Origin of the sequence: Pseudomonas sp. KBS0707 (assembly GCF_005937945.2) — a bacterium.
Taxonomy (GTDB): domain Bacteria; phylum Pseudomonadota; class Gammaproteobacteria; order Pseudomonadales; family Pseudomonadaceae; genus Aquipseudomonas; species Aquipseudomonas amygdali.
Window position 1 is genome coordinate 1831691 of the sequence record NZ_CP041754.1, and the last position, 23730, is coordinate 1855420.

General features: G+C 59.7%; 20 protein-coding genes and 3 tRNA genes. 20 read left to right on the top strand and 3 right to left on the bottom strand.

What is annotated here, in order from left to right:
* Positions 1 to 103 precede the first annotated feature (103 nt).
* From FFH21_RS08720 to FFH21_RS08800, 17 genes are all read left to right on the top strand, one after another.
* Positions 104 to 706, top strand: a complete 603-nt coding sequence (locus tag FFH21_RS08720; RefSeq protein WP_002552702.1) for a DUF4823 domain-containing protein — start codon at positions 104 to 106, stop codon at positions 704 to 706.
* A gap of 20 nt (positions 707 to 726) precedes the next feature.
* Positions 727 to 1287: a DUF1285 domain-containing protein gene (locus FFH21_RS08725; RefSeq protein WP_004664331.1), complete on the top strand. Its 561-nt coding sequence runs from the start codon at positions 727 to 729 to the stop codon at positions 1285 to 1287.
* 85 nt (positions 1288 to 1372) lie between these two features.
* Positions 1373 to 2383, top strand: coding sequence for an aspartate-semialdehyde dehydrogenase (locus FFH21_RS08730; RefSeq protein ID WP_004664332.1), 1011 nt, complete (start codon positions 1373 to 1375; stop codon positions 2381 to 2383).
* Between the two features lie 109 nt (positions 2384 to 2492).
* Entirely contained in the window at positions 2493 to 5324 is a 2832-nt protein-coding gene (locus FFH21_RS08735; RefSeq protein ID WP_011168143.1) for a FimV/HubP family polar landmark protein, read from the top strand.
* A gap of 161 nt (positions 5325 to 5485) precedes the next feature.
* Positions 5486 to 6310 carry a tRNA pseudouridine(38-40) synthase TruA gene (gene truA, locus FFH21_RS08740; RefSeq protein WP_011168144.1) on the top strand — a complete coding sequence of 275 codons (825 nt, stop codon included), beginning with the start codon at positions 5486 to 5488 and terminating at the stop codon, positions 6308 to 6310.
* Between the two features lie 61 nt (positions 6311 to 6371).
* Positions 6372 to 6992 (top strand): phosphoribosylanthranilate isomerase, encoded by a 621-nt coding sequence (locus tag FFH21_RS08745; RefSeq protein ID WP_004664334.1) that lies wholly within the window; start codon positions 6372 to 6374, stop codon positions 6990 to 6992.
* A gap of 249 nt (positions 6993 to 7241) precedes the next feature.
* Positions 7242 to 8162 (top strand): acetyl-CoA carboxylase, carboxyltransferase subunit beta, encoded by a 921-nt coding sequence (accD, locus tag FFH21_RS08750; protein WP_002552709.1) that lies wholly within the window; start codon positions 7242 to 7244, stop codon positions 8160 to 8162.
* Positions 8159 to 9463 (top strand): bifunctional tetrahydrofolate synthase/dihydrofolate synthase, encoded by a 1305-nt coding sequence (folC, locus tag FFH21_RS08755; protein WP_011168145.1) that lies wholly within the window; start codon positions 8159 to 8161, stop codon positions 9461 to 9463. The genes accD and folC overlap by 4 nt, the downstream gene beginning before the upstream one ends.
* Complete coding sequence (locus FFH21_RS08760) at positions 9447 to 10106, top strand: SPOR domain-containing protein (RefSeq protein WP_011168146.1); 660 nt, start codon at positions 9447 to 9449, stop codon at positions 10104 to 10106. The genes folC and FFH21_RS08760 overlap by 17 nt, the downstream gene beginning before the upstream one ends.
* Before the next feature lie 118 nt (positions 10107 to 10224).
* On the top strand, positions 10225 to 10812 hold the full coding sequence (locus FFH21_RS08765) for a CvpA family protein (RefSeq protein WP_002552712.1): 588 nt from the start codon (positions 10225 to 10227) through the stop codon (positions 10810 to 10812).
* Positions 10813 to 10824: 12 nt separating this feature from the next.
* The gene (gene purF / locus FFH21_RS08770) at positions 10825 to 12333 is read left to right on the top strand and encodes an amidophosphoribosyltransferase (RefSeq protein ID WP_004657889.1); all 1509 of its coding nucleotides are present in this window, start codon (positions 10825 to 10827) and stop codon (positions 12331 to 12333) included.
* A 21-nt stretch (positions 12334 to 12354) separates the two neighbouring features.
* The gene (locus FFH21_RS08775; protein WP_004664336.1) at positions 12355 to 13566 is read left to right on the top strand and encodes an O-succinylhomoserine sulfhydrylase; all 1212 of its coding nucleotides are present in this window, start codon (positions 12355 to 12357) and stop codon (positions 13564 to 13566) included.
* Entirely contained in the window at positions 13563 to 14381 is an 819-nt protein-coding gene (locus FFH21_RS08780) for an SDR family oxidoreductase (RefSeq protein ID WP_041924488.1), read from the top strand. Before FFH21_RS08775 ends, FFH21_RS08780 begins: the two co-directional genes overlap by 4 nt.
* A gap of 149 nt (positions 14382 to 14530) precedes the next feature.
* Positions 14531 to 14606, top strand: a tRNA-Val gene (locus tag FFH21_RS08785).
* Between the two features lie 66 nt (positions 14607 to 14672).
* A tRNA-Asp gene (locus FFH21_RS08790) sits at positions 14673 to 14749 on the top strand.
* 115 nt (positions 14750 to 14864) lie between these two features.
* Positions 14865 to 14941, top strand: a tRNA-Asp gene (locus tag FFH21_RS08795).
* A gap of 233 nt (positions 14942 to 15174) precedes the next feature.
* On the top strand, positions 15175 to 15993 hold the full coding sequence (locus FFH21_RS08800) for a DUF2242 domain-containing protein (protein ID WP_004664337.1): 819 nt from the start codon (positions 15175 to 15177) through the stop codon (positions 15991 to 15993).
* A gap of 158 nt (positions 15994 to 16151) precedes the next feature.
* Here FFH21_RS08800 and ilvA read toward each other — a convergent pair whose 3' ends face one another.
* On the bottom strand, positions 16152 to 17687 hold the full coding sequence (gene ilvA, locus FFH21_RS08805) for a threonine ammonia-lyase, biosynthetic (RefSeq protein ID WP_011168148.1): 1536 nt from the start codon (positions 17685 to 17687) through the stop codon (positions 16152 to 16154).
* 121 nt (positions 17688 to 17808) lie between these two features.
* Here ilvA and FFH21_RS30520 point away from each other — a divergent pair, with 121 nt between their 5' ends.
* A complete protein-coding gene (locus tag FFH21_RS30520; RefSeq protein WP_230383580.1) occupies positions 17809 to 18228 on the top strand; it encodes a hypothetical protein in 420 nt (139 codons plus the stop codon).
* Positions 18229 to 18234: 6 nt separating this feature from the next.
* Here the strand turns inward: FFH21_RS30520 and FFH21_RS08820 are convergent, their stop codons facing one another.
* Both FFH21_RS08820 and FFH21_RS08825 read right to left on the bottom strand, forming a co-directional pair.
* The gene (locus FFH21_RS08820) at positions 18235 to 19275 is read right to left on the bottom strand and encodes an AraC family transcriptional regulator (protein ID WP_004664340.1); all 1041 of its coding nucleotides are present in this window, start codon (positions 19273 to 19275) and stop codon (positions 18235 to 18237) included.
* Between the two features lie 2 nt (positions 19276 to 19277).
* Entirely contained in the window at positions 19278 to 20411 is a 1134-nt protein-coding gene (locus FFH21_RS08825; RefSeq protein ID WP_004661297.1) for a nitrilase-related carbon-nitrogen hydrolase, read from the bottom strand.
* Positions 20412 to 20614: 203 nt separating this feature from the next.
* On the opposite strand from FFH21_RS08825, the gene FFH21_RS08830 reads away from it, so the two are divergent.
* Together FFH21_RS08830 and FFH21_RS08835 are read left to right on the top strand one after the other, a co-directional pair.
* A complete protein-coding gene (locus FFH21_RS08830) occupies positions 20615 to 22654 on the top strand; it encodes an NADPH-dependent 2,4-dienoyl-CoA reductase (protein WP_004664342.1) in 2040 nt (679 codons plus the stop codon).
* Between the two features lie 25 nt (positions 22655 to 22679).
* Entirely contained in the window at positions 22680 to 23624 is a 945-nt protein-coding gene (locus FFH21_RS08835; protein WP_011168149.1) for a 1-aminocyclopropane-1-carboxylate deaminase/D-cysteine desulfhydrase, read from the top strand.
* Positions 23625 to 23730: the final 106 nt, after the last annotated feature.

The window sequence follows — 23730 nt, forward strand, 5'->3', positions numbered from 1 at the left end:
CATCTGCTTCAAGGCTTTGGTGCCTGCTGTGCCAGAGATGGCGCGGAAGCTGCATCCGACGACCATTCGCCGGTTTTCCGTCACCGGTATTTGGGAGGGGATGATGCGTAGCCTGGTTATGCTGCTCGCGCTTTTGGCGTTGAGTGGCTGCATGAAAGTCAGTGACATGGGCGAGGGGGTTCGCGAGCAATTCAGCGATGCGGGTCTGCTCGATCACAGTGACACTCGCCGTACTGCCAACTGGCGTGTGCAGCCCGACTCGTTCATTTACATCGCGCAAGGTGCCTTCGTGCCGCCAGGCAATGCCTATCCGCGGCCCAACGTGGTGGCTGAAGAGGCCTTCAAGGGGTTCATCGAGTACTTCCCGATGGTCCGCCGTGCCCGTGGGCCAATGGGCCTGGATGAGGCCATGATCGAGGCGCGCAGTGCAGGCGCACATTATTTGCTCTACACCCGTTTCGCCAAGGCCGATGATCGCATCGGCACCGGCGATCAGTGGGCCGATCAGGAAGCCGTGGACCGTCTGGGTGTCGACAGCGGTGTCATTCAACTGATGCTGATCGAAACCAGCACCCGTTACCTGATCGACAGCGCGCGCATTCGCAGCCGTGGCGGATTGCTGACGCTTTACGACAAAAGCCCCGAAGATTTGCTGGGTCCGCCTCTTGAGGACTACGCTCGTACCTTATTGGGCGTCGAACGTTAAGCCAGCGTCAGGAGAGTGGAGTGACCGATTCAAACAAGGCGGGTGATCTGTTTGCGCAGATCCCCAAAACCAAGGGGTTGCCGCCTGTTCATTTGTGGAATCCGGATTTCTGTGGCGATATCGACATGCGTATCGCCCGAGACGGGACATGGTATTACCTGGGCACGCCGATCGGCCGCAAACCAATGGTCAGGTTGTTCTCGACGATCATGCGTCGCGACGGCGATGACTATTTTCTGATTACCCCTGTCGAGAAAGTCGGCATCAAGGTCGATGACGCGCCTTTTGTCGCCGTAACCCTTGAGGTGCTGGGAGAGGGTGAGGGTCAGGTGCTGCGCTTCCTGACCAATGTCGAGGATCAGACTGAAGCGGGGCCGGAGCACCCTTTGCGGGTTGTTACAAACCCTGATACTCAGGAGCCAGCGCCGTATATCCATGTGCGGAGCAATCTTGAGGCGCTGATTCACCGCAATGTCTTTTATCAACTGGTCGAGCTGGCGGTCTCCCGCGAGATCAACGGGCAGCGCTGGCTGGGTGTCTGGAGTCATGGCGTGTTTTTTCCGGTGGGTCTTGAACCTTGAAAAACACGGCTATTTGCCGGCTTGAATTGCCTGTCGCCAGTGCGACAGTTAAAGTGCCGCTCCCTGATTTCCCTGAGGTTTTTGCATGAGCCAGTCCTTTGATATCGCCGTAATCGGCGCAACCGGTACTGTCGGCGAAACCGTTGTCCAGGTGCTGGAGGAGCGCAACTTCCCGGTCGGCAATCTGCACCTGCTGGCAAGTATCGAGTCTGCTGGTCACTCGGTGCCGTTTCGGGGCAAGAATGTACGCGTACGGGAAGTCGATGAGTTCGACTTCAGCAAGGTGCGCCTGGCATTCTTCGCCGCTGGCCCGGCGGTAAGCCGCAGTTACGCCGAAAAGGCCGTGGCGGCGGGGTGCTCGGTCGTCGACTTGTCCGGTGCATTTCCCGCCGTGCAGGCACCTAATATCGTGCCGGAAATAAATGCTACGCTTTTGCACAGCGGCGCGGCCGCGTCGCTGGTGGCCAGCCCGAGCGCCTCTGCCACTGCGGTCGCACTGGCTTTGGCGCCGTTGCGCGGGTTGATCGATATCCAGTCTGTGACAGTAACGGCCTGTCTGGCGGTCTCCGCACTCGGGCGCGAAGGCGTCAGTGAGCTGGCGCGTCAGACTACCGAGCTATTGAATGTCCGCCCGCTGGAAACCCGCTTTTTTGATCGTCAGATGGCGTTCAACGTACTGGCCCAGGTGGGTACGCCTGACGAGTCGGGGCATTTGCCGCTGGAAAGGCGTCTGGTCGATGAATTACGCGAACTGCTGACGCTGCCATTGCTCAAAGTGTCTGCTACCTGCATTCAAGTGCCGGTGTTCTTTGGCGACAGCTTTACCGTAACGCTGCGCACCGCAGGTTCGGTCGATGTTGCGGCGATCAATGCGGCACTCGAGTCTGCCGCCGGAATCGAACTGGTCGATGAGGGTGATTACCCTACGCCGGTGGGTGATGCCGTAGGGCAGGACGTGGTTTATGTGGGGCGCGTTCGGGCGGGAATCGACGATCCCGAGCAGCTGAATCTGTGGCTGACGTCAGATAATGTACGAAAAGGCGCTGCGCTGAATGCTGTGCAGGTTGGCGAATTGTTGATAAAAGACTATGTGTAAAAGATACTTGGCAACAATTTGAATAATTGTTTTAGCGGCGATACGCCTTACACCCAAATGCAGGACTACCTCCCCGGATCTCGGGGAATCTTTAAACAAGGGATGGGCTATGGTTCAGGTTCGTAAACTGGTATTAGCAATCGCTGCGGCTTCAGCGCTGTCATCGGGTATGGCGCAGGCGCTGGGGCTCGGGGAATTGTCGGTCAAGTCGACCCTGAATCAGCCCTTGGTAGCGGAAATAGAGTTGACTGAGGCGCAGGGGCTTAACGCAGCGCAAGTTGTGCCGAGCCTGGCGACCACTGCCGACTTCGCTCAGGCGGGCGTTACCCGTCAGGCATTTCTCAACGATCTCACTTTTACCCCGGTTATCAACGCCAGCGGTAAAAGTGTCCTGCGCATTACTTCCAGCAAGCCGGTGCGTGAGCCTTACGTGAAGTTCCTGGTTCAGGTGCTCTGGCCAAATGGCCGGTTGCTGCGTGAATACAGCCTTCTGCTCGATCCACCGAAGTTTTCTCCAGAGGCCGCCGCTGCGGCCGCCGCCCCGGCACCAGCTGCTGCTCCTGCCGCACCCGCGCAACTGGCGACAGTCGCGCCGTCGACAGAGGCTGCGGCACCCGAGGCTCCAGCACCTGCCGCCAGTGCGCCGGTATTGCCGCCGCCAGCCGCGGACAAACAGGCACAATATTTCACCGCCAATAACGATACCTTGTGGGAAATTGCCGCGAAGGTACGTACTGGCGGCACTGTCCAGCAAACCATGCTGGCCATTCAGGCGTTGAACCCGGAAGCCTTCATCGGCGGCAACATCAACCGCTTGAAGAAGGGGCAGGTGCTGCGCCTTCCGACTCCGCAGCAAACCACCGCGTTGCCACAACCGCAGGCAGTTGCAGAAGTTTCCCGGCAGTACAGCGCCTGGCGTGAAGGCCGTCGCCTGCCTGCCGGCACGCGCCAGGTCGATGCCACCCGCCGTGATCGCGCTGGCGCTGCTCCTTCAAAGGTCGATACCTCCGACAACCTGAGCCTGGTTTCGGCAAGCGGCAAGCCTGCGGCAAAAGGTGCAGCGGGTGACAGTGATCTTGGCAACAAGCTGGCGGTGGCTCAGGAAGCTCTGGACACCACGCGCCGTGACAATGCCGAGCTGAAAAGCCGCATGAACGACCTGCAAAGCCAGCTCGACAAGCTACAGCGACTGATTGAGCTGAAAAACGGTCAGTTGGCCAAAATGCAGGCCGCCGGTGCAGCTGTGCCTCCGGCTGCTGCCACCCCGGAAGCCACTACGCCTGCCAATGCGGCAGTGCCTGCTTCGCTGGTCGATGCCAATGGAGCTCCGGTCAAACCGGCTGGGGAGATTGCTCCTGAGGATGCATTGCCGGCAGGTGCCGCCGAGGTTGCGACTCCTGCAGCCGATCAGCCGCTGGCTGTGGAGCCGGTGGCTGCAGCCGAAGATGAAGACGTGCTGCAGAAAATCCTCAACAACCCGGTACTGCTTGGCCTGATCGGCGGTGCCGTATTGTTGATTCTGGCCTTGTTGCTGTTGTTCCTGGCGCGTCGTCGCGCTGCGAAGGCCGAAGCCGAGAAGCACAAGCGTATGGCGCGTGCTCTGGCTGAGGAGTCGGATTTTGTTTCAGACATGGACATGAATGCACCGCCAGCCAGCTTCGATGGCCTGGACGTGCCACCACCGAACGTTCGCATGGGGGCTGCTGGTGCCGCCGCTGCCACCGCCGCTCGCGAACGTCCTGCCGATCCGCTGCTTCAGGCCGAGATCCATATTGCTTACGGGCGCATGAATCAGGCTGTCGAACTGCTTGAAGAAGCAGTGAAGGAAGATCCGAAGCGCGATGATATTCGCCTCAAGCTGATGGAAATCTACGCCGAGCAGGGTAATAACAAAGCTTACGCCGCCCACGAACGCAAACTGGTGGCAGCGGGAAAGCGTGAAGCTGAGGTCGAGCAGCAGGAAGAACTTAACTCGACCCTGAAGCCGGTAGCGCCTGTTGCTGCGCCAGCGGTTTCTGAATCTGCTACTGCGTCGGCTGCTCCGGCAGTGGCCGCGGCGGCAGCAGCTGCCAGTGCTGCTGCGCTGGTTGCAGAGCTTGACGCCAAGTATGTTGAAGAGCTGTTGGCCGATGATTCGGCAGAGCAAGAGGTTGAACCTGAGCCTGAAGTCGCTGTAACAGCAGATCCCGAGCCCGCACCTGAAGTGGTTACGCCGCTGGCCGCTGAACCTGCTGAAGAAGCGGACCCGTTCGATCACGATTTTGACTTGAGCCTGGATGAGTTCGAAGAAGCGCCCACGCCTGAAGTCACCACTGTGAACGAGCTTGACGACCTGATGCTGGATGAGCCGAAGGTGCAGGCAGCAGCGGATGACGAGGAGCTGAGCTTCGAGTCGATCATGCAGCAACAGGAAGAGGCCCGTGCGGCGACTACGCCGGAAGACCTTGCCGACTTCGATCTGGACCTGTCCGAAGAAGATCCGGCGCTCAAGAACGAGGATGACTTCCTGCTCGGCCTTGGCAATGATCCACTTGATCTGGGTGAAACGCAGTCTGTGCCGCCTGTCAGTGATGACCTTGAGCTTCCGGAAGACTTTGATCTGTCGCTGGCGGACGAGATTGAAACCGATCAGGCCAGCCAGGCATTCGCGACCGAAATCGACGACGTCAATGCCGAGCTGGACCGCCTTTCGCAGAATCTCGAGCATCCGCCGCTCGATGAACCAAGGTTCACGGCCGAAGATGCCGCGGCACTGGAAGACGAGCCGGACTTCGACTTCATGGCCGGTACTGACGAAGCCGCGACCAAGCTTGATCTGGCGCGCGCCTATATCGACATGGGCGATGCAGACGGTGCCCGGGATATTCTTGACGAAGTGGTCACCGAGGGCGATGACGGACAGAAAAGCGAAGCGCGGGAGATGCTTTCGCGGCTGGCCTGATCCCCCTAAGGCAACAACCTGCAAACGGCCGCTTATGCGGCCGTTTGCATTTCAATTGCCCGGCTTGGTAGCGTGTTTTTCTTGCGGCCGTATAATGACCGACTTTTTGCGAACCGACAGGCTGTACCACTTTGGCGAACATAGACAACCCGGCAGCCGAAATGGCTGCCGAGGGTTTTTCCCGAATCGCGCTGGGCGTTGAATACAAGGGCTCGCGCTATTGCGGCTGGCAACGTCAGGCATCCGGTGTGCTGACCGTGCAGGAAACTCTTGAAGACGCTTTGTCAAAAGTGGCTGCATCACCGGTATCACTGATGTGTGCCGGCCGCACAGATGCTGGCGTGCATGCCTGCGGGCAGGTGGTGCATTTCGATACGCAGGCCGAGCGCACCATGAAGGCCTGGGTCATGGGCGCAAATATCAATCTGCCCCATGACGTCAGCGTAACCTGGGCCCGGGTCATGCCCGCTACGTTTCATGCCCGCTTCAAGGCCATTGCCCGTCGTTATCGCTACGTGATCTACAACGATCAGATTCGCCCGGCGCACCTGAATCAGGAAATTACCTGGAATCATCGCCCGCTGGATGTAGAGCGGATGGCACTGGCAGCCGAGTATCTGGTCGGTACTCACGACTTCAGCGCTTTCCGCGCCGGCCAGTGTCAGGCCAAGTCGCCAGTCAAGCAGTTGCATCACCTGCGCGTGACGCGTCACGGCAAGATGATCGTGATCGACGTGCGCGCCAATGCCTTCCTGCACCATATGGTGCGCAACATCGCCGGTGTTTTGATGACCATCGGCACTGGCGAACGTCCGGTCGAATGGGCGCGAGACGTGCTGGAAAGCCGGGTTCGGCGTACCGGTGGTGTGACGGCCCATCCTTATGGTCTGTACCTTGTTCAGGTCGAGTACCGTGATGAATTTCCGCTGCCCGAGCGTTTTGTAGGTCCGCATTTTCTTACGGGCTTTGCAGAACTGGACGGCTGACGACCCGAGCAGCATTTGCTAACATCCGGGACTTTCCGAAAGGTCTGAGGTTGCTCACTATATGTCAGCCGTTCGCAGCAAGATCTGCGGGATTACCCGCATAGAGGATGCTCTGGCTGCAGCCGAGGCAGGAGCCGATGCAATTGGCCTGGTGTTCTACCCGAAAAGTCCGCGTGCAGTAACAGTGCTGCAGGCTCGCGCTATCATTGCCGCGTTGCCGCCGTTCATTACCACCGTCGGCCTGTTCGTCAACGCCAGCCGCTGCGAACTCAACGAGACGCTGGATGCGGTTGCGCTGGACATGCTGCAGTTTCATGGCGATGAAACACCTGATGAATGCGATGGTTATCATCGCCCCTACATCAAGGCTTTGCGGGTCAAGGCGGGTGATGACATCGCTCAGGTTTGCCGTACCTATCGCAATGCGCGAGGCGTGCTGCTCGACACCTATGTAGAGGGTGTTCCTGGCGGCACCGGAGAAACCTTCGATTGGGCGCTGATTCCGGACGATCTGGATAAACCGGTCATTCTGGCGGGCGGGCTGACGTCGGCGAATGTGGCACAGGCCATTGCTCAGGTTCGGCCCTACGCCGTGGATGTCAGCGGCGGTGTCGAAAAGAGCAAGGGCATCAAGGATCGGGAAAAGATCCTTGCGTTCATGAGTGCGGTGCATGGCACCTGATGTGACGGTTACCGGTCGGCCTCCGTCCATAAGCCTGTCCCTGCCACGAGGCATGCGGGTCGAATCAAGTAAGCGGTGGTGCCAGAGTGCAATGCCGTCGTTGTGAAAAATCGGGGTGAGGGATGTGCAGGTCTGGCTTGGGTCGATCGCTATCCTTCATCATCGTCCATACACGAATTTATCCGAGGGCATGCGACTGGCGCGTGATCGCCAGCCGTTCGAGCCACACCGGTACTGGAGATATAAAGCATGAGCAACTGGTTGGTAGACAAACTGATCCCATCGATCATGCGTTCCGAGGTCAAAAAGAGCTCGGTTCCCGAAGGCCTCTGGCACAAATGCCCGTCCTGCGAGGCGGTTCTGTATCGCCCGGAGCTGGAAAAGACCCTGGACGTCTGCCCCAAGTGCAACCACCACATGCGTATCGGTGCGCGCGCACGCCTGAACATTTTTCTGGATGTTGAAGGCCGCGAAGAGCTGGGTGCAGATCTTGAGCCGGTCGACCGTCTGAAATTCCGTGACGGCAAGAAATACAAGGACCGCCTGACCGCTGCGCAGAAGCAGACCGGTGAAATGGATGCGCTGATTTCCATGAGCGGCACCCTGCTGGGCATGCCGGTGGTGGCGTCAGCATTCGAGTTCTCGTTCATGGGCGGTTCTATGGGCGCCATCGTCGGCGAGCGTTTCGTGCGCGCCGCCAACTACGCCCTGGAAAATCGTTGCCCGATGATCTGCTTCGCCGCTTCCGGCGGTGCGCGCATGCAGGAAGCACTGATCTCGCTGATGCAGATGGCCAAGACCTCGGCCGTTCTGGCACGTCTTCGCGAAGAAGGACTGCCCTTTATCTCGGTGTTGACGGACCCGGTCTACGGCGGCGTTTCCGCCAGTCTGGCCATGCTGGGCGATGTTATCGTTGCCGAGCCCAAGGCGCTGATCGGTTTCGCCGGTCCTCGCGTGATCGAGCAAACCGTTCGCGAGAAGCTGCCAGAGGGCTTCCAGCGTAGCGAGTTCCTGCTGGATCACGGTGCTATCGACATGATCATCTCGCGTAGCGAGCTTCGTCCGCGTCTGGGTAACCTGCTGGCGCAGATGATGAACCTGCCGACGCCTCGTTTTGTAGCGCCGGTCATCGAGCCTATCGTCGTTCCACCGGCACCGGCCACGATATGACCTCTACATCCCTGAGCGACTGGCTCGCTTACCTGGAGCAACTGCATCCATCCGCCATCGACATGGGGCTGGATCGTTCTCGGCAGGTAGCGCAGCAGTTGGGGCTGACGCGTCTGGCTCCCAGGGTGATTACGGTGACGGGCACCAACGGCAAGGGGTCAACCTGTGCCTTTGTCGCTGCCTTGTTGCAGGCTCAGGGCTTGAAAGTCGGTGTCTACAGCTCCCCACATTTGATTCGCTATAACGAGCGGGTGAAAGTGCAGGGTGTCGAGGCAACCGACCTGGAGTTATGCGATGCGTTCGCGGCGGTTGAAGCGGCGCGTGGTGATGTAACCCTGACTTATTTCGAAATGGGCACGCTGGCGGCATTCTGGCTGTTCGAACAGGCCCGGCTGGATGCGGTCGTTCTGGAGGTCGGTCTGGGTGGTCGCCTGGATGCGGTAAATCTTGTTGATGCGGATTTCGCGCTGGTCACCAGTATCGGTGTTGATCACGCCGAGTATCTGGGTAACACCCGTGAGTCGGTCGCCTTCGAAAAGGCCGGAATCTTTCGTGCCGGTTGCCCAGCGTTGTGCGGCGATCCGGAACCACCCGAGCCGCTGCTGGCCAAGGCTCGTGAGTTGGGTTGCCCGCTGCTGATGCGTGGTCGTGATTTCGACCTCTCGATAGGCAAGGAAAGTTGGGACTGGCGTGGTGTTGCTCACGGCGAACAGGTCGAACTGCGCGGTCTGCCACTGCTGGACCTGCCTATGCAGAACGCAGCGTTGGCACTTCAGGCGTTTGCCTTGCTTGGGTACCCGCTGCAAACGGATGCAGTAGGGCAGGTTCTGGCGCAGACCCGGCTCGCCGGTCGTCTTGATCGCAGAACTGTCAGCTGGCAAGGCAAGCGGCTCAATCTGCTTCTCGATGTGGGTCACAACCCCCATGCGGCGCAATTTCTGGAGCAATGCCTTGCGCGCCAGACGTTTGTCGGCAAGCGTCGCGCCGTATTTGGCCTGTTGAACGACAAGGACCTCGAGGGTGTGGTCGCGCATCTGGTGTCGGTCATCGATGAGTGGGCCGTTGCGCCGCTTCCTACCTCGCGCAGCCGACCGGCAGAAGAGTTGCATTCGGCCTTGCAGAACCTTGGCGCCTGCGTGACGTCCTATCAGAGTGTTGCGTTGGCGCTGGAAGCTCAGTGCGCGCACGCCACGCCCGATGACGAGATTCTGCTGTTCGGATCATTTTACTGTGTTGCCGAGGCCCTGGAATGGGTGGCCCGGTACACCGATGAGGACGCTGCAAATGGCTTTGCTGGATAACGTATTCAAGCAGCGAATGGTTGGAGCACTGGTGCTGATCGCTGTGGCGGTCATCTTCTTGCCCATGCTCTTCACGCGGGAAGATGAAACGCGTCAGGTGCAGGTCGATGCACCGTCCGCACCCCAGGCACCTGCGGCTTCACAGATCCGGGTCGACCCGGTGCCTGTTCCAGAGCCTCAGGCCCTGCCTAAGGAGCCTGTGCCCAACGACGATGACATGAGCAGCCGCCAGCCGCCTTCCATGCCGATCGCACCTGCCCCAAGTACTCCGGCTGCACCCCCGGTTGCCAGCGCCCCGGCCCCGAAGCCTGCTGCCAAGCCGGCACCTGCGCCTGCTCCGGCCCCGGCAGCCCCTGCGGCACCCGCCAAGCCAGCAGCACCTGCTGGCGTCGATGCCAACGGGCTGTCGATCAGCTGGTCGGTTCAACTGGCAAGCATGTCCAACCGTGCCAACGCCGACAACCTGCAAAAGACCCTGCGAACTCAAGGCTACAACGCTTACATTCGCACTGCCGATGGCGTTAATCGGGTATTTGTCGGCCCGCTTATCGAGCGTGCCGAAGCTGATCGTCTGCGCGATCAGCTCGACAAACAGCAAAAGCTCAAAGGTATTGTGGTGCGCTTTCAGCCTGAGCGGGGCTGACCGTTCGGCACCTCGTGCCCTTGCGTTAAAGGAAAATGCCTCGCGCCGGTAATCGCTGCTTACCGGCAGGCGGGCGCTCTGCTAAAATGCGCCGCCTTATCCGTCTGCAGGCTGCAACGTGCCATTTACTCCGGTTGACTGGGCAATTCTGGGAATTGTCGCCATCTCCGCCCTGATCAGTCTGAAGCGCGGCTTCGTAAAAGAAGCACTGTCGTTGACGACGTGGATCATTGCAGGCGTTGTGGCCTGGATGTTTGGCGCGGGGCTGTCGCAGTATCTGGTCAATTACATAGAAACACCTTCGGCCCGCGTGATTGCGAGCTGCACCATTCTTTTTGTCGCCACCTTGCTGGTAGGCGCCATGGTCAACTTTCTGATAGGCGAGCTGATTCGCGTCACCGGGCTTTCCGGGACCGATCGTTTTCTCGGCATGGTCTTCGGCGCAGCGCGCGGAGGCCTGCTTGTCGTTGTAGCGGTAGGGCTGTTGAGCCTGGGGCCGGTGCAACAGGATCAATGGTGGCAGCAGTCCAGGCTGGTGCCGCAATTTCTCATGGTCGCTGACTGGTCGAAAAACCTGATTCTAGGGATGTCCAGCAAGTGGCTCGCCAGCGGCATCAGCGTACCCGCTGATCTGCCGTTCAAGGAACAGATCCTGCCGTCTACAATGCCGCAGGATGTGCTCGGTAAATCCAGTTCCACTAAGTAGGGGTTGTGTCGCATGTGTGGCATCGTCGGTATCGTCGGCAAGTCGAACGTCAATCAGGCGCTGTATGACGCGCTTACCGTCCTCCAGCACCGCGGCCAGGACGCTGCCGGTATCGTAACCAGCCACGATGGCCGGTTATTCCTGCGCAAGGACAACGGATTGGTGCGTGATGTGTTTCATCAACGCCATATGCAGCGCTTGGTCGGGCATATGGGCATCGGTCATGTGCGCTATCCAACGGCGGGCAGCTCGACGTCTGCAGAGGCCCAGCCGTTCTACGTCAACTCGCCTTATGGCATCACGTTGGCGCACAACGGCAACCTCACCAACGTCGAACAACTGGCCAAGGAGATTTACGAATCCGACCTGCGCCATGTGAACACCAATTCCGATTCGGAAGTGCTGCTCAACGTTTTCGCCCATGAGCTGGCCGTGCGTGGCAAGTTGCAGCCGACCGAAGAGGATATCTTCGCCGCAGTGACCGACGTGCATAATCGCTGCCGTGGCGGCTATGCGGTCGTGGCAATGATCACCGGCTACGGCATTGTCGGTTTCCGTGACCCGGACGCCATTCGTCCTATCGTGTTTGGCCAGCGTCATACCGACGAAGGCGTCGAATACATGATCGCATCGGAAAGCGTGTCGCTGGACGTGCTCGGCTTTACCCTGATTCGCGACCTGGCACCGGGCGAAGCGGTCTACATCACTGAAGACGGCAAGCTGCATACCCGTCAGTGTGCGGCCAACCCCAAATATGCACCGTGCATCTTCGAACACGTTTATCTGGCACGTCCTGACTCTATCATCGACGGCATTTCGGTCTACAAGGCGCGTTTGCGCATGGGCGAGAAGCTGGCCGACAAGATCCTGCGCGAGCGTCCGGATCACGATATCGATGTGGTCATCCCGATTCCGGACACCAGCCGTACCGCTGCGCTGGAGCTGGCCAATCATCTGGGCGTCAAGTTCCGCGAAGGTTTCGTCAAGAACCGCTACATCGGCCGGACCTTCATCATGCCGGGCCAGGCAGCACGCAAGAAATCCGTGCGTCAGAAGCTCAACGCAATCGAGCTGGAGTTCCGCGGCAAGAACGTGATGCTGGTGGATGACTCCATCGTGCGCGGCACGACCTGCAAACAGATCATCCAGATGGCCCGTGAAGCCGGTGCCAAGAATGTCTACTTCTGTTCGGCGGCCCCGGCCGTGCGCTACCCCAACGTCTACGGCATCGACATGCCGAGTGCTCACGAGCTGATCGCCCACAACCGTTCCACTCAGGACGTTGCCGACCTTATCGGTGCCGACTGGCTGGTTTATCAGGATCTGAATGACCTGATCGAAGCGGTCAGCGGCAGCAAGAAAATCAAGATCGACAACTTCGATTGCTCGGTTTTCGACGGCAAGTACGTGACCGGTGACATCGACGAGCATTATCTGAACAGGATCGAGAGCGCGCGTAACGACGCCTCCAAGATCAAGACTCAGGCCGTGAGCGCGATCATCGATCTGTACAACAACTAAATTGGACAAGGAGTGGGCGGCATGACTCAGGAATGGGATGCAGGTCGGCTGGATAGCGACCTTGAAGGTGTGGGTTTCGATACCCTTGCCGTACGTGCCGGGCAACACCGCACCCCGGAAGGTGAGCATGGCGATCCCATGTTCTTCACCTCCAGCTATGTCTTTCGCACGGCTGCCGATGCGGCCGCGCGTTTTGCTGGCGAGGTGCCCGGCAACGTCTACTCGCGTTATACCAACCCGACCGTGCGCTCTTTTGAAGAGCGCATCGCCGCGCTGGAAGGCGCCGAACAGGCCGTTGCTACGGCCACTGGCATGGCGGCGACCTTGGCGGTCGTGATGAGCCTGTGCAGTGCCGGTGACCATGTGCTGGTGTCGCGCAGCGTCTTTGGCTCGACCATCAGCCTGTTCGACAAGTACTTCAAACGCTTTGGCATTGAGGTGGATTACGTTCCGCTTGCAGAGCTGAGCGGCTGGGACGCGGCGATCAAGCCCAACACCAAAATGCTGTTTGTCGAGTCGCCGTCCAACCCATTGGCCGAGTTGGTGGACATCGCTGCACTGGCTGAAATCGCTCACGCCAAAGGTACGATGCTGATCGTCGACAACTGTTTCTGCACGCCGGCCTTGCAGCAGCCGCTGTTGCTGGGTGCTGATATCGTCGTGCATTCGGCTACCAAGTTCATCGACGGCCAGGGTCGCTGCATGGGCGGCGTGGTTGCCGGGCGCAGCGAGCAGATGAAGGAAGTGGTCGGCTTCCTGCGAACGGCCGGGCCAACGCTCAGCCCGTTCAACGCGTGGATCTTCCTCAAGGGTCTCGAAACCCTGAACCTGCGCATGCGCGCTCACTGTGCCAATGCCCAGGCACTGGCACAGTGGCTCGAGCAGCAGGATGGCATCGAAAAAGTCCATTACGCGGGGCTGAAGAGCCACCCGCAGCACGAGTTGGCCCAGCGTCAGCAAAAGGGTTTCGGTGCGGTGGTGAGCTTCGAGGTCAAGGGTGGCAAGGACGGCGCATGGCGCTTCATCGATGCCACGCGACTGATTTCGATCACCGCCAACCTGGGCGACAGCAAAACCACGATCACTCACCCGAGCACCACCTCTCACGGTCGTTTGGCACCTCAGGAGCGTGAGGCAGCGGGCATTCGGGACAGCCTGATACGGGTTGCAGTGGGCCTGGAAGATGTGACGGACCTGCAAGCCGACCTGGCTCGTGGTCTGGCGGCATTGTGAGTAGCGAGGCCAGCAAACCGGCCAGTGGCAAGCCGGGTGAGGCGTGGGCGTTGAAATTTTCCAGCGTCCACAATGGTCGTGTCGCCCTGGTGACCGGTGCCGCTCGTGGGATCGGGCTCGGCATTGCAGCGTGGCTGATTGCCGAAGGCTGGCAAGTCGTGCTGACCGATCTGGATCGTGCAAGGGGCTTCAAGGTGGCGGGTGCACTGGGTGAAAATGCCCTGTTCATTGCCATGGACGTTGCCAGTGAAGAGCAGGTTGCGGCAGGTGTGGCCGAGGTGCTCAGGCAGTTTGGCCGTCTCGATGCGCTGGTGTGCAACGCCGCGATTGCCGATCCGCACAACACTACGCTGGAAAGCCTTGAGCTGTCGCACTGGAACCGTGTACTGGCAGTCAACCTCGGCGGTCCGATGCTGCTGGCCAAGCATTGCGCGCCTTACCTGCGTGCGCACTGTGGCAGCATCGTCAACCTTACCTCTACTCGCTCCCGCCAGTCCGAGGCCGATACCGAAGCTTATGCGGCCAGCAAGGGCGGCCTGATGGCGCTGACGCACGCGCTGGCAATCAGTCTGGGGCCGGAGATACGTGTAAACGCCGTCAGTCCCGGCTGGATTGATGCGCGCGACCCCTCGTTGCGCAAGGCCGAGCCGTTGTCCGAGACCGATCACGCCCAGCATCCTGCCGGCAGGGTAGGGACGGTAGAAGATGTGGCCGCGATGGTTGCGTGGTTGTTGTCCAGAAACGCCGGTTTTGTGACCGGGCAGGAATTTGTGTTCGACGGCGGCATGACGCGCAAGATGGTCTACGCCGAATAGTTTCGTGCAGTCTGCCAACATTGACTCTTTGTTGTGCTTTTGATGTGTGGTAGCGGTTTTGCGATTGAGCCTGTTTTTTAAAAAACTTCAATCAGGCTATTGACTTAGGTTCGTTAGGTGCGTAAATTTCGCGGCCTCAACGAAGCAAAGGGTGATTAGCTCAGCTGGGAGAGCAGCTGCCTTACAAGCAGCGGGTCGGCGGTTCGATCCCGTCATCACCCACCATCGTTGAGTTTGAAAGCTGAAGTACCAGGGCTTTCAAGGTATCAAAAGGACGCAAGTCCACAATGCGCAGCGGTAGTTCAGTCGGTTAGAATACCGGCCTGTCACGCCGGGGGTCGCGGGTTCGAGTCCCGTCCGCTGCGCCATATTTGTAAAGATCGGGTTCGCCGGGTCTGCGATTGAAAAGCCCAAGGGTCTTTCAGTCACCAGTACAGGAAGCAAACTACCGAAGGTTTGTTTCAAACAGGTTTACAGCGATACGCAGCGGTAGTTCAGTCGGTTAGAATACCGGCCTGTCACGCCGGGGGTCGCGGGTTCGAGTCCCGTCCGCTGCGCCATACACCGCTTCAAGGCCCTTGAACTCCTTGAAGCAAACACGAAAGCGACCCTAGGGTCGCTTTTTTGTTGTCTGCGTTTTGTCCGTAGGCGAGTAGGGTGGTTGGCCTGAACACGTGTTGTATCCAAATCCTTTTGGTCTGTACGTTGATCCAGCGTCGGCCTTGTTGCAGACTTACCGCCATTTCCCAGTTCGCAGTCTTGCTGGCAGTCTTTTCCTTCCTCAGGATTTTCGATGTTTAAGCTACTGAACGTTCGTACCGCATTCTGGATCTCTGCCGTGTTGATGGCAGCTGGTTGTTCATCGCCGAAGCAGGCGGTTTATGACCACGAACATTTCGATGACGCCGGGACCTTCTCCCGCAGTTATCCTGCAACCGACCTGGCTTATTGCGAAGCGGGGCGGCGTGCCTTGTTGAGCCAGGGCTATATCATCACCAGCAGCGACCCGAAGATGATTGCCGGTCGCAAGAGCTTTCAACAGACCGGCGATGCGCATATTGAAATCAGCTTTAATCTGGTGTGCGCCGCTGATGCGAAGGATGGCAGTTCGACCATGTTCGCAAACGCTCTGCAGGATCGCTATGCGCTGAAGAAGACCAACAACTCGGCCAGCCTCGGGGTTGGAGTGCTGGGCTCTGTCTCGATGCCGATAGGCTCCACTGACGACTCGATGGTCAAGGTGGCCAGTGAAACCGTGTCATCGGCGAAGTTCTACGAGCGCTTTTTCGGTCTGGTGGAAAACTTCCTGCCACCGGAAGTGAAAAAGGCTGCGCATATTGTCGAGAAGCCCAAAGCAGATCTGGGTGTTCCTGATGTAGCCCCTGCCGCAGCCGAGCCGGCCAAGGCGGCCGAACCCGCCAAACTGGCTCCAGCAGCAACGGAGTCGCCCGCCAAGGCCGAACCCGCTGCCGAATCAGCCACGCCGCCCGCGGCAAGCGAACCACTGCCAGCGCCAGCCGAGCCTGCATCGTTCAAGGCGGAAACGGTCGACACACCGGCAGCCGAGCCAATAGACAGTACCAAGCCAACCGAGGCTGAGCCCGCTCAATAACGGCTGTCGTGATCATGCACGGCGGAAGCAGAGCGTCCAGAACTGCATCCCCACGCAGAGCGTGGGGACGATAATCAAGGTGTCCAGAGAACCTCTATCGTGCCCATGCTCCGCGTGGGTATGCCGGTCCGCATGAGGAACGAAAGGTATCCACGTCCTCAGCCCAGAAACAACCGGTACGCCGGGTTCTCGCTCTCGTCCCAATACGGGTAACCAATCTCATCCAGAGCAGTACCGACCAGATGCCGCTCTTCCTCCGACACCACCAGCCCGGCAACCACCCGGCCGTCAGCAGCGCCGTGGTTGCGGTAGTGGAACATCGAGATGGTCCAGCGGCCGCCCAGACGGTTGAGGAAGTTGAACAGCGCGCCCGGTCGCTCCGGGAACTCGAAGCGCAGCACCACTTCATCATTGACCCGCTCGGCATGCCCGCCAACCATGTGGCGAATATGCAGTTTGGCCAGTTCGTTGTCGGTCAGGTCCAGCACCGGAAAACCCTGCCCGGTCAGGCTGGTGATCAGCGCGCTGCGCGGGTCGTTCTCCGGGTGAGTCTGCACGCCGACGAAGATGTGCGCCTCGCGATCGGTGTGGTAGCGGTAGTTGAATTCGGTGATCTGCCGCTTGCCGATGGCCTCGCAGAACGCCTTGAAGCTGCCCGGCTGCTCGGGAATGGTCACGGCGATGATCGCCTCGCGGCCTTCGCCCAGCTCGGCGCGCTCTGCCACATGGCGCAAGCGGTCGAAGTTGACGTTGGCCCCGGAGTCGATGGCCACCAGTGTCTGACCGCTGATGCCGCGCTGCTCGACGTATTTCTTGATCCCGGCAACACCCAGCGCGCCCGCAGGCTCGGTGATCGAGCGGGTGTCGTCGTAGATGTCCTTGATCGCCGCGCAGATTTCATCGGTGCTGACGGTGATCACCTCATCGACATAATGACGGCACACTTCAAAGGTGTGATGGCCGATTTGCGCCACCGCCACACCATCGGCAAATAGCCCGACCTGGCTCAGCACCACGCGCTCCCCCGCGGCCATCGCCGCTTGCAGGCAGTTGGAGTCGTCCGGCTCGACGCCGATCACCTTGATCTCCGGGCGCAGGTATTTCACATACGCTGCGATACCGGCGATCAGACCGCCGCCCCCGACCGGAACAAAGATCGCATCCAGTTGGCCCGGTTGCTGACGAAGAATCTCCATCGCCACGGTGCCTTGCCCGGCAATCGTATCGGGGTCGTCATACGGGTGGATGTAGACGAAACCCTGTTCGTCGACCAGTTTCAGCGAATAGGCCAGCGCTTCGGGAAAGGAGTCGCCGTGCAGCACCACCGTGGCGCCCCGTGAGCGCACGCCTTCGACCTTGATTTCCGGGGTGGTGCGCGGCATGACGATAGTCGCCAGAATGCCCAGTTCGCGTGCCGCCAGTGCCAGACCTTGCGCGTGGTTACCCGCCGAGGCCGTGACCACGCCGCGTGCGGCCTCTTCTGCGGTCAATTGCGCCAGCTTGTTGTACGCGCCGCGAATCTTGAAGGAGAACACTGGCTGCAGGTCTTCTCGTTTTAGCAGCACCTGATTGCCCAGCCGCTCTGACAGCTGGCGAGCGCCGTGCAGCGGGGTTTCGATAGCCACGTCATAAACACGGGAGGTGAGGATCTTGCGGGCGTAATGATTGAGCAGATCGTGCTGGCCTTGGCTCATCGCGTCGATCCCTCATACATGCGCAGTGCGACAACAGGTGGCAGAGCGATAATCAGGTTCAGGAAGGCGCGAAGGGCGATAGAGCGAGGGATAACGATCATGTCTGACTCCTGGTTCAATAATGTTGCCCAGGAGACAGAAGAAACCCGCCTCCAGGGCGGGTTTTTGCAAACGTCTGCTAACCCGCCATGACTGGAATGACGGTAATAATAATCTGGCCGAGGTTTTGCTTGATGAGGTTCATGGCCCTGAGGTTAGGTCGACACGGGCCTGCAAGTCAATAGTGCCTGGCTGGCCGCGTATCGAGAGACGTGCTGAATCGGCGACGATCTTTTTCGTCTGTTTGATAGGGAGCAACATTTTTATTTCACATTGGCACTTTAATGTTGATCTTGCGGTCAGTTATTTCAGCTTTAATTATCACCCATACTCAATCAGCCAAGAGGGCGAAGAAATGGACGAATACCAGGAAGAACTGCTTGAATACCGTGCATCGGAGCTGGACCCGGTAGAGCCTGCCGACGACGCTACCGAGCTATGAACAGCTTCATGCGCTTTGGCGCTGGCTGCGGCGGAACTCTCCCGGAGTCTGTCCGTTCCAGCGTTTGAAGGCGCGTTGAAAGGCTTCGGCAGAAGCGAACCCCAGCAGGTAGGCGATCTCCCCGAACGCCAGTTCAGTGTCGCGAATATAAGTCATCGCCAGATCACGCCGCGTGTCATTGAGCACGGCGCGAAAGCATGTGCCTTCCTCGGCCAGCTTGCGTCGCAGTGTCCAGGTCGGCAGCTTGAGCCTTGCCGCCACCTCTTCCAGATCCGGTTCCCTGCCGCCGTTCAATAGCGGACCAAGCAGTTGAATGATGCGTTCACGCAAGCTGCGGGTACGGGTCTGTTGCTCCAGTTCGCCTTCGCATAATTGCAGCAGATGCCGCCAGGTACTCGGGCAGTGGTCAGGGTTGCGTAATGCAAGACAGCTCTGATCCAGGCGCAGTTGATTGGTGGCTGCGGCAAATATCACCGGGCTGTCGCTCAGGCTGGCATATTGCGCGGCGTAGTCAGGCGCATCGAATTCGATCTCGACACGTTGTGCACGTAGTCTGGTGCCCGCCAGTGTTGAGAGCTGAGCCAGCCAGCCAGCCAAAATCGAGTCCACAACAAAGCGGTTGTAAGCGTTATAGGGGCTGATTGAATAGAAGCGCATCCAGGCGCCTTGCGCATCCTCGTGAAAGCTCGACTGACCGCGATAGTTGGAGGCATACAATGGCTCGAAACGGATCAGCGTGCGGGCGGCCTCGCGCACTGTGGGAGCCTGGGCGGCGGTCACGCCCGCCAGACCTGCATGCGCGAAACGACTGAGCTGGCCCATGTGCAAGCCGAGCCCGGGCTGGCCGGTAAGCTGTATGGCAGCATGCCCCAGGCGCATGTAGCGTGGGATAGACAGTCGCGCACGCGCCTGACTCAGGCGGGCGGGGTCCAGACCGTACTGCTCGAGCAGCGGATCAGGATTCTTGCCTAAACGAGTGACCGCACCGGCCAGACTCTGGATGTAGCCCACCGACAGGTCACCAAGGCGCAGGGTCAAGGTCGGCATCGTCAAAGCCAGAGGTTGATCAGGCGGGCACCGCCAGCGGGGCCATTGTCAGACGACGGTTCGGCAATTGTCTGACCTGCGTGGCTGGCAAAACTTTGCCCGGCAACGCCCTGATTCCAGAATTGCCCGCGCATGAACACGCTGACCCCTGCCTGTGCACTGCTTTGCGCTGGACGGCCGATCAGGGTCAGGCGATGCCAGGCTTCGCCCTCGCTTGGATTGTCGGCTGCCATATCGATGCTTGAGTGCCGAGGCTTGCGCCACGGTTCGGACCAAGTGGCCTTGCCGATCACAAAAGCAGGCACCGCAATCAGCTGCGCACCGCTCTGATTCAAGCGTGCGTAATTGTCCGCGTACCAACTGTCGCTACCGATCAGCACGGCCAGACGCCCTGCGGGCGTGTCGAGCACATTCAATGATGCGTCGCTCGCCGTGTGCACGTAGCGTTTCTGAAAACGGTCCGGATACAGCTGACGCTGAGGCTGGCCGAGCGGCTGGCCATCGCTGCCGAATGTCAGGCTGATGTTGTACAGTGCGCCTTTACCGACTTTCAACTGACCGTTTTCAACGCTTGGTTCCGGCAGCACAATCGAGCCTGCCACCAGTGTTATGCCGAACTCTTTGGCCAGACCGCCGAACAGTGCCTGATAGTCGCGTGCCATCGATCGTGCCTTGAGGCGCAGATGGGCGTCATCCACACGGTCCCGGCCTTCGGCACTGAGCATCGCCGTGATGAATTGCAGCGGATTGCTCCAGGACAGCCAGTCCATCGCTTCATCGACTGTTGCTGCTTGATAGAGCTCATCCTTCTCGCCACTGGCGAACAGCCAGGTGCCGATATGCTCGGGGAGTACTACCACCGTTCTGTGGTTGATCAGCCCGTAATCGCGGGCCTGTTGCAGATAGGCGGCCAGCTTGCGGTGCAGTCGGTCAGTGTTCTGATAGTCCGTTGGGAACAGCTCCGGCTCGATGCCCAGCAGGTTTCCGCGTTCACTGGGCTCGCCTTCATTGATTGCCAGGCGAATGCGCAGATCGGACAGGTAGTGGCCCGCCGGACGTTGTCCGGTCCAGACTGCGTAGCTGACAAGGCTGGCTATGCTCAGCAGGATCAGACAGATGGCGAAGAGTTTGCGCATAAAAAGGCCGGCTGGCTGCCATCAGGGAATTGTCGACTAGGGTAGGACGACGTCAGGCGCTTGCCAAGTGCCGCTGCGCGTTTGGATCAATAACTTGTCACTTTCGGTCATTGAGTGTGGGGCTGGATGCGTCTTTACTGTTGCCCATGAGAGGACCCGCAGAGGTCCTTGTTTTCCCGTGATTGACTCGATGGAGCTTCGCCATGACTGCTGCTCATTACCCGCACCTGCTGGCCCCGCTGGACCTGGGCTTCACAACCTTGCGCAACCGGACCTTGATGGGCTCGATGCACACTGGTCTTGAAGAGCGGCCGGGTGGTTTCGAGCGCATGGCGGCTTATTTTGCCGAGCGGGCACGCGGCGGGGTCGGGTTGATGGTGACCGGCGGGATCGCGCCCAACGAAGAGGGTGGTGTCTACGACGGTGCGGCAAAACTCACCAATGCCGAAGAGGCGGAGCAGCATCGCATCGTTACCCGTGCGGTCCACGAGGCTGGCGGCAAGATCTGCCTGCAGATCCTGCATGCCGGTCGCTACGCCTATAGCCGCAAGCAGGTTGCGCCGAGTGCTATCCAGGCACCGATCAACCCGTTCACGCCGCGTGAGCTGGACGAAGAGGGCATCGAAAAGCAGATCGCTGATTTCGTGACCTGTTCCACGCTGGCCCGCAGTGCCGGGTATGACGGTGTCGAAATCATGGGTTCGGAAGGCTATTTCATCAATCAATTCCTCGCCGCACATACCAACCACCGCACCGATCGCTGGGGCGGCAGCTATGAAAACCGCATGCGCCTGGCGGTCGAGATCGTTACGCGGGTGCGTGAGGCGGTCGGTGCGGATTTCATCATTATCTTTCGACTGTCGATGCTGGATCTTGTGGAGGGTGGTAGCACCTGGGAAGAGATCGTCCAGCTGGCCAAGGCGGTCGAGCAGGCGGGTGCGACGCTGATCAACACCGGGATCGGTTGGCACGAGGCACGTATTCCGACCATCGCCACCAAGGTGCCGCGTGCAGCGTTCAGCAAGGTCACTGCCAAACTGCGTGGTTCGGTGAAGGTGCCGCTGATCACTACCAACCGCATCAATACCCCGGAAGTTGCCGAGCGCATCCTCAGCGAAGGCGACGCCGACATGGTCTCGATGGCTCGTCCTTTTCTGGCCGACCCGGACTTCGTCAACAAGGCTGCGGCGGGGCACGCCGAACGGATCAACATCTGCATCGGTTGTAATCAGGCCTGCCTTGACCACACCTTCGGCGGCAAGCTCACCAGTTGCCTGGTCAACCCGCGCGCCTGTCACGAGACCGAGCTCAACTACCTGCCCACCCGGCAGGTGAAGAAAATTGCCGTGGTGGGTGCCGGTCCTGCCGGCCTGGCTGCTGCAACCGTTGCTGCACAGCGCGGACATGAGGTGACGTTGTTCGATTCGGCCAGCGAAATCGGCGGCCAGTTCAATATCGCCAAGCGCGTGCCGGGCAAGGAAGAGTTCTCCGAGACGCTGCGTTACTTCCGCAACAAAGTGGAAGAAACCGGCGTGCAGTTGCGCCTCGGCACTCGCATAAAAGCAGAAGACTTGCTGGGGGCCGGCTTTGACGAGGTGATTTTGGCAACGGGCATCGCACCGCGCACTCCTGCCATCCCAGGTATCGATAACCAAAAAGTGCTCAGCTATCTGGATGTCATTTTGCAGCGCAAGCCGGTCGGGCGCAGCGTGGCAGTGATCGGCGCAGGCGGTATCGGTTTCGATGTGTCGGAATTTCTCGTGCATCAGGGCGTGGCCACCAGCCTGGATCGTGAGGCGTTCTGGAAAGAGTGGGGCATCGATACCACGCTTGAAGCGCGCGGCGGCGTGGCCGGGATCAAACCTGATGTGCACGCCCCGGCACGCCAGGTGTACCTGCTGCAACGCAAGAGTTCCAAGGTGGGCGACGGCCTGGGCAAGACCACCGGCTGGATTCACCGCACCGGGTTGAAAAACAAGCAAGTGCAGATGCTAAACAGTGTCCAGTACCTGAAAATCGACGATGCCGGGTTGCATATTCGCATTGGTGAAGACGGCGAGGAAAAGCTGCTGGCGGTAGATAACATTGTGATTTGCGCCGGGCAGGACCCGCTGCGCGAGCTGTATGACGATCTGGTCAGCGCCGGGCAAAGCGTCCATCTGATCGGCGGTGCAGACGTTGCCGCCGAGCTGGATGCCAAGCGCGCTATCGATCAGGGTTCGCGTCTGGCCGCTGCGCTCTGATTGAGCTTGTCTGTAAACTGCGCGGATGATCGTTGACGCCCTTGACTGGCAGCCCACTGCTGCGCTGCAACGCTTGAACCTGCCCTGGCTGCAAGATGCCGGGGTCGAGGTGGCGATCCTGCGTCTTGACCTTATTGACTCGCTCATCAGCGGCAACAAATGGTTCAAGCTCAGCGAACACCTGACCCAGGCTGTAGAGGCGGGTGCAGAGGGATTGATCAGCCTGGGCGGCGCATACTCCAATCATCTCCATGCTCTGGCAGCAGCGGGCAGGCGCTTCGGTTTCCCGACGGTGGGCCTGTTGCGTGGTCACGCCCAGCAGACGCCGACGGTACTGGACCTGCAAGCTTTTGGCATGCAATTGCATTGGTTGGGTTATGCGGGTTATCGAGCACGACATGCTGCGGATTTCTGGCTGCCCTGGCAGGCGCAATATCCTGAGCTGTATCCGATTGCCGAAGGCGGTGGCGGGCTTGCCGGTGCGCTGGGCTGCGCAAGGTTGCGGGAGATGGTCGATAGCCAGCTCGGGCACCTTGGCTGGGACGATTATCACGGCTGGTGGCTGGCAGTCGGCACCGGCACAACGCTTGCCGGTTTGCTGTTGGCCGAGGCCGGCGCCCATCCGGTATATGGCGCGATGGCGGTGCCGGACGATCATGGCGTTGCTCAAAACATCGTGGCTGTGTTGAAAGAAGCCGCAGGGTCGCAGGTGAACGCCTCGCCGAACCTGCCCGCTGCCTGTGTCCTGCTGGAGGCCAGCCGGGGCGGTTTCGCCAGGACCGATGCCGCGCTGCTCGACTTCATCGCCAGCAGCGAGGCGCATACCGGCGTACCTCTGGAGCCCTTGTACACCGGCAAGGCTTTGCTGGCCCTGCACGATGAGGTGCTGGCCGGTCGGTTCAAGTCAGGCAGCCGTCTGGTCTTCGTCCATACCGGTGGCCTGCAGGGGCGGCGCGCGATGGGCCTGTAAGCCTTGTGGCAGAGCCTTTGGCATGAAATCTGCGCAGATCGGTGGCGAGACGTCGGCCATGACTACGTGGATGACACTTCTGGAGTGAGGCATCCGGGTCGCTGTC